The organism is Frankia sp. AgKG'84/4 (assembly GCF_023242965.2).
Classification (GTDB): Bacteria; Actinomycetota; Actinomycetes; order Frankiales; family Frankiaceae; genus Frankia.
In genome coordinates, this window is record NZ_JALKFU020000424.1 from 1 (window position 1) to 4,632 (window position 4,632).

5 protein-coding genes, 3 tRNA genes and 1 pseudogene are annotated in these 4,632 nt (G+C 71.0%); 8 read left to right on the forward strand and 1 reads right to left on the reverse strand.

What is annotated here, in order from left to right:
• The first annotated feature begins 554 nt into the window (after positions 1-554).
• The 5 genes from MXD58_RS20460 (at position 555) to MXD58_RS20480 (ending at position 2,209) form a co-directional block, all read left to right on the forward strand.
• A tRNA-Thr gene (locus MXD58_RS20460) sits at positions 555-630 on the forward strand.
• Between the two features lie 99 nt (positions 631-729).
• Positions 730-803, forward strand: a tRNA-Met gene (locus MXD58_RS20465).
• A 96-nt stretch (positions 804-899) separates the two neighbouring features.
• The gene (gene rpmG / locus MXD58_RS20470) at positions 900-1,064 is read left to right on the forward strand and encodes a 50S ribosomal protein L33 (protein ID WP_009740545.1); all 165 of its coding nucleotides are present in this window, start codon (positions 900-902) and stop codon (positions 1,062-1,064) included.
• Between the two features lie 237 nt (positions 1,065-1,301).
• A complete protein-coding gene (locus tag MXD58_RS20475) occupies positions 1,302-1,784 on the forward strand; it encodes a MaoC family dehydratase N-terminal domain-containing protein (RefSeq protein ID WP_248838685.1) in 483 nt (160 codons plus the stop codon).
• Entirely contained in the window at positions 1,781-2,209 is a 429-nt protein-coding gene (locus MXD58_RS20480) for a MaoC family dehydratase (protein ID WP_248838686.1), read from the forward strand. The genes MXD58_RS20475 and MXD58_RS20480 overlap by 4 nt, the downstream gene beginning before the upstream one ends.
• A 66-nt stretch (positions 2,210-2,275) precedes the next feature.
• Here the strand turns inward: MXD58_RS20480 and MXD58_RS20485 are convergent, their stop codons facing one another.
• Positions 2,276-3,484 (reverse strand): pyridoxal phosphate-dependent aminotransferase, encoded by a 1,209-nt coding sequence (locus tag MXD58_RS20485; protein WP_248838687.1) that lies wholly within the window; start codon positions 3,482-3,484, stop codon positions 2,276-2,278.
• 395 nt (positions 3,485-3,879) lie between these two features.
• On the opposite strand from MXD58_RS20485, the gene MXD58_RS20490 reads away from it, so the two are divergent.
• The 3 genes and pseudogenes from MXD58_RS20490 to MXD58_RS20500 all read left to right on the forward strand — a co-directional run.
• Positions 3,880-3,952: transfer RNA gene (locus tag MXD58_RS20490), tRNA-Trp, on the forward strand.
• A gap of 47 nt (positions 3,953-3,999) precedes the next feature.
• On the forward strand, positions 4,000-4,248 hold the full coding sequence (gene secE, locus MXD58_RS20495) for a preprotein translocase subunit SecE (protein ID WP_308302003.1): 249 nt from the start codon (positions 4,000-4,002) through the stop codon (positions 4,246-4,248).
• Between the two features lie 159 nt (positions 4,249-4,407).
• Positions 4,408-4,632, forward strand: a pseudogene (locus MXD58_RS20500) (transcription termination/antitermination protein NusG); the annotation flags it as partial.

Here is a 4,632-nt window from a genome sequence, read left to right on the forward strand (position 1 = left end):
CGCCGCGGCCGAGGTGGCGGTGGCGGGCGACGGCGCCCGGACGGGCCGCGCGCCCAGCGCCTGATCGGCCCGCCGCCCGGCCCCGGCGAGCTGATCGGGAACGGGGGCGCGGTCGGGCGGGTCGGTCCGGATGAGCGGAGACCGGCCAGGACGCTGCGTGTGACGCATGGGCAACCCTCGATGCTCGGGAGGCGGCGCTCGGGAGGCTCGGGAACCGGTTGGTCGCGTCCGGCTGGAGCGCTCCAACGGTGCGCTACACGCTAAGCATTGAAGGAATTACTTACAGCTATCAAAGTTGAGGGAGTCCAAGTTGCTCGCTACGGACAGTTGTTTCCCTTGTCGAACTCGCCATCTTCCGGATGGAACGGGCGACGGGTCGGGCGTGCCGGCGCGCCACCGGGCGAAGCGGCCGAAGACGGATGTACCGGAGGCCCGGGTCCGGCTGGCCGGAGTCGGGCGGCCGGCGAGGCGCGCCCGCACGGTCGGGGCGAAGTGGCGGGGGGTGGCGCCCCAACTCGGCTCAGCGTCGTGTAATCTGAGTTCCGCGACCTCGCGCCCCTTTAGCTCAGTCGGCAGAGCGTCTCCATGGTAAGGAGAAGGTCTACGGTTCGATTCCGTAAAGGGGCTCCACGTTCCCGTCCTCGGGCAGGTTCGTGTCCGGGATGAGCGGTTTTGCCGGTTCTCTCGGGTAAGGTGGTCGGGTCACCCGTCGTCCGGGTGACCAACCCTGGCGGTGTAGCTCAGCCTGGTAGAGCAAGCGGCTCATAATCGCTGTGTCGCCGGTTCAAGTCCGGCCACCGCTACTATCGGGGCGCGGCGCGCCGTGTCCCACGAAGGGCCCGCGGGCTGACCGCGTCGTCCGTTACGTTCAGCATCCGACCCAGGAAGAGGCTCGCGCCGTGGCCGCCACTGACGTTCGCCCGAAGATCACGATGGCGTGCCAGGTGTGCAAGCACCGGAACTACATCACGCGCAAGAACCGTCGCAACGACCCGGACCGTCTTGAGCTGAAGAAGTTCTGCCCGAACTGCGGGAAGCACACGGAGCACCGCGAGACCCGCTGACCACCCGCGGGTCCGGCCGGCGTAATCCGTTGGCCCAGATCGTTGAAGCCGGCCAGGCATCATGCCTGGCCGGCTTTCCTGCGTGCCGTGCCTGGACACACCGTGCCGAGACACACCGCCGCCAGCGACCTCGATCCGGCGCGGGGCAGCCGTGATGTGATGAGACATGACGGCCCGAACAGCGTGCCAGGACCCCCGTGATGCCAGGATCCCCGTGATGCCAGGAACGGAACCGTGATGCCGCTAAACCAGGACTTCGTGGGGCGACGTTTCGTCTCCCCCGTCCCCTTCCAGGTCGGCCGTGAGCACATCCGACAGTTCGCCCGCGCGGTCGGGGACGACAATCCGCTTCACCACGACGTCGAGGCAGCCAGAGCAGCGGGCTATGCCGACCTCGTCGCGCCGCCGACGTTCCTGGCGACCGCGACCCCGGGGGCGCTCGGGCTGCCGACCGACGACCCGGCACTCGGCCTGGACTACGCGCTGATCGTCCACGGCGAGCAGCGGTTCACCCTGCGCCGCCCGGTGGTCGCCGGCGACGAGCTGGTCACGACCTCCACCCTGACCGGCATTCGGACCGCCGGCCGCAACGAGGTGCTGGTCACGACCTACCAGTACGAGACCACCAGTGGCGAGGAGGTCGCGGTCGGCACCTGCACCCTGGTCTCCCGGGGAACAGCGGCGCCGCGCGACATCCCGGCCGGAGAGGGCACCCGATGACGGCGACGGTCGGCTACGACTGCGTCGAGGTCGGAACCGAACTGCCCGAGCGGCTCTTCCCGCTGCGCAGGGCCGATCTCATCCGTTACGCCGGGGCTTCGGGGGACTTCAACCCCATCCACTGGAACGAGCGGGTCGCCACCGACGCCGGTCTGCCCGGGGTGATCGCGCACGGGATGCTGACGATGGCGACGGCTGCCCGGCTCGTGACCGACTGGATCGGCGACCCTGGCGCCGTCGAGGAGTTCGGGGTGAAGTTCTCGTCGCCGGTCGTGGTGCCGGACGACGACGAGGGCGCGACGGTGTCCGTGCGCGGCGTGGTCGAGAAGAAGCTCGACGGCAACCGGGTGGTGGTGAACCTCACCACCCGGTGCGGCGGCGAGAAGGTGCTGATGGCTGCCCGGGCCACCGTGCGGCTGGGCTAGACCGCCCAGGCCACCGTGCCGGCTGGGCCGCCCGGCTCGGGCCGGGCGGCCCGGGCGCCGGTAGGACTAGCGGGCCTCGGCGAGCAGGTCGGAGATGCGACTCACGCCCTTGACGAGGTCGTCGTCGCTCAACGCGTACGACAGCCGGGCGAAACCGGGGGTCCCGAACGCCTCGCCGGGGACGATGGCGACGCCGACCTCCTCCAGGATGAGCTGGCACAGCTCAGCGCTGGTGGTCGGCGTGCGCCCGCGCAGCTCGCGCCCGATCGCCCCGCCGAGCGACGGGTAGCAGTAGAACGCGCCCTCCGGCAGGGGGCACTCCACACCCTTGGTCTCGCCGAGCATGCGGTGCATCGTCTGCCGGCGCCGGTCGAACGCGGCGCGCATCTCCGCGACGGCGTCGAGCGGGCCGGTGACCGCGGCGAGCGCGGCGGCCTGGGCGACGTTGGAGACGTTCGACGTCGCGTGGGACTGCAGGTTGGCTGCGGCGCTCACGACGTCCTTCGGGCCGATCAGCCAGCCGACGCGCCAACCGGTCATCGCATAGGTCTTCGCGACCCCGTTCACGATCACGCAGCGGTCGGCCAGCTCGGGCACCTCGACGAGAATCGAGGAGAACCGGGCGTCGCCGTAGACGAGGTGCTCGTAGATCTCGTCCGCGACCACCCAGATGCCCGCGCGCTCGGCCCAGCGGCCGATCTCGCGGACCTCCTCCGGCGAGTGCACCGCACCGGTCGGATTCGACGGCGAGCAGAACAGCAGCACCTTCGTGCGCTCGGTGCGCGCCGCCTCGAGCTGGGAGACGGTCACCTTGTAACCGGCCTCGGGTCCGGTCACCACGTCGACCGGGACACCGCCGGCGAGCCGGATCGACTCGGGGTAGGTCGTCCAGTACGGCGCGGGCAGCAGCACCTCGTCGCCCGGGTCGAGCAGGGTCGCGAACGCCTCGTAAACGGCCTGCTTGCCGCCGTTGGTGATCAGGACCTGGCTCGCGGGCACGGTCACGCCGGAGTCCCGGGCGGTCTTCTCCGCGACGGCTTCCCGCAGCTCGGGAAGGCCGCTGGCCGGGGTGTACCGGTGCATGCGCGGATCGTGGCACGCCTTCTCGGCGGCGAGGACGATGTGCTCGGGAGTCGGGAAGTCCGGCTCCCCTGCGCCGAAGCCGACGACGTCCTGACCCGCGGCGCGCATCGCCTTCGCGGTGGCGTCGACGGCCAGCGTGGCGGATGGAGCGATGCCGCCGATGCGGCGAGAGATCCTGCTCATGTCGCCCATGCTGCCACGGATGTTAAGGGTGCGTGACGCCGCACACGGCCGGGATCAGGTGTCCATGCGGACTTCGCGGACGGGTCCCATGGCCTGGTCGCTCACCGCCCCGGCTGGCCGGCGCGCCAGGGTTGGCCGGCCGGCGTCCGGCGAGTACGGGGACCCGCTCCCGGCGGTACGCCGGACGTGCCCGCGGTGGTTCGTCCCGGGCGGGTCGGCGGCCGGCCGGGCGGCTGAGTCGACGTCGGCGCGATCGGCTCGTGCGGGCACCGGCCGATGAAGGGGTATGCTCGTTCCGCCCGGGTACCCATTCCGGTGACCGGCTCGGCAGCGGGGACTCTGCGCTACTGTGTGAGTGCGTGCCGTCAGGGTTGGTCTCGGTGGTGGGGATCAGGGAGTGCTCAAGGGGCGTGGCTCAATTGGTAGAGCACCGGTCTCCAAAACCGGCGGTTGCAGGTTCGAGTCCTGTCGCCCCTGCGCTGTTCGACAGTTGGCTGGTTCGGCGACGGAGTGGGTGGAACTGAGTGGCAACCGATACCCGTGACGCGGCACCGCGTCCCAGGGGGGCCACGCGTGCCGCCGCCCGGCGTCGGTATCGGCCTCTGCAGTTCATCCGCGAGGTCATGGCGGAGCTTCGGAAGGTCGTCTATCCGGGGCGGAGCGAGCTGATCACATATGTGCTGGTCGTGCTCGTCTTCGTCACCGTGGTGACGGCCTTCGTGGCCAGTCTCGACTTCGGGTTGACCAAGGCGGTACTCGCGGTCTTCGGCTGACGGCCCCACCGGCCGTTGCGGCCGAGGTGGGGCAAGACGGGCTGGCGGCCTTCGCCGCCGGGCCGCCAGCCGTTCGGCGGCCGCCCGTACCAGGCCCGCGCAGCACCCGCTTCGCGGAGTCCCAGCAGCAGAAGCGTCAACGAGAGAAGGATCGCCCGCGTGTCCCAGTCGCCCGAGAACGCCTCGTCCGAGCAGGGGGAGGCCCTCGCACGTCTCGATCTCCTCGCGGCGTTCGAGAACGACGAGGTGGCGAGCACGGACGCCGGCGCCGAGCCAGACGAGACCGCCGCCGGCGAGCCGGCCGGCTCCGCGTCCGCCGACCCCACCGAGGAGTCCCTCCTCGGGGACACCCCGGCGGACGACCTCGCGGCGGCGGCACCCGCC

What these genes read in the sequence shown, in the direction of transcription:
- MXD58_RS20475 (WP_248838685.1), top strand. Translation starts at nt 1,302, where the DNA reads ATGCCGCTAAACCAGGACTTCGTGGGGCGACGTTTCGTCTCCCCCGTC.
- MXD58_RS20480 (WP_248838686.1), top strand. Translation starts at nt 1,781, where the DNA reads ATGACGGCGACGGTCGGCTACGACTGCGTCGAGGTCGGAACCGAACTG.
- MXD58_RS20485 (WP_248838687.1), bottom strand. Translation starts at nt 3,484, where the DNA reads ATGGGCGACATGAGCAGGATCTCTCGCCGCATCGGCGGCATCGCTCCA.